At 37.2% G+C, this 890-nt stretch carries 1 protein-coding gene; it reads left to right on the top strand.

What is annotated here, in order from left to right:
• Window positions 1–574: pentapeptide repeat-containing protein (locus AB4496_RS20135; protein ID WP_137002669.1), on the top strand; the 574-nt coding region annotated here is incomplete at its 5' end.
• Window positions 575–890 lie beyond the last annotated feature (316 nt).

Here is an 890-nt window from a genome sequence, read left to right as displayed (position 1 = left end):
GTTCATGACGCGCTTACACTCAAACTTCTCAGACTGCACATTTGATCGTACTTCACTAGTTGGAACGAAGTTTAAATTTTGCAATATGGTTAGTGCATCGTTTAAAGATTGTTTAATTCGTGGAGTGTTATTTAGAAAGTGTAATTTAGAGCATGCTGTATTTTCTGATTGTATTATTGCAGCATCGACTTTCGAGAAAGCAAAACTTAAGAATGCGCAATTTATAAACTGTAAGGTTATTAGCTCTACTAACTTACGTACATTTCTTCCAGAAAATTCTTTTGTTAATACTGAGTTTTACGACACTTATCCGTCTGAAAGCAGCTTCGACCTAGCCCTTGTGGATGTTGTAAATCAACTCAGAGAGCATGATTTTATCCGTAGGTCGACAGTCTTACATCGAAAAAAAGGAAAGCTGGATACAATCTCTTTAGGAGTCTTGGTTGAAGAGTTTGGTCAAAGTAATCTTGTCGCTATTCTTCCTGAGGCTGCGTTGTCAATTGAACGTGAATTTCATACACTCAGTTACATACAAAACGTATTGCGTAAGGTCATTAACGATGGTAGCTTTTAAGCCCCCGGTCTTGCCACCCATAGAACTCTGGTGCTAACGGTTAATGCTAGTCTACGGACTGATGCGGGGTTACAGCGTTAATTGTTTCAAAGTTAGAGGAGGTATTGCCTATGGTAATGGATGTTTTAACAATTTCATCTTTCGTTGCGTTAATTCTATACAAAGTGGTTGTAAATATCAGTTCTATGTTTGGTGGTGAGATTTACCTTCTGCGCTATAAAAAATCCCATACAAACGTATAAGGTGACAAGATACTTTTTCTCTTCTGATAAATGCGTTTTAGAACAATGCCTCTAAAACGTTTATGTCCAAAAAT

This window comes from Vibrio sp. 10N.222.46.A1 (assembly GCF_041473595.1).
Classification (GTDB): domain Bacteria; phylum Pseudomonadota; class Gammaproteobacteria; order Enterobacterales; family Vibrionaceae; genus Vibrio; species Vibrio tasmaniensis_A.
This window is presented reverse-complemented; position numbering and strand designations above follow the sequence as displayed.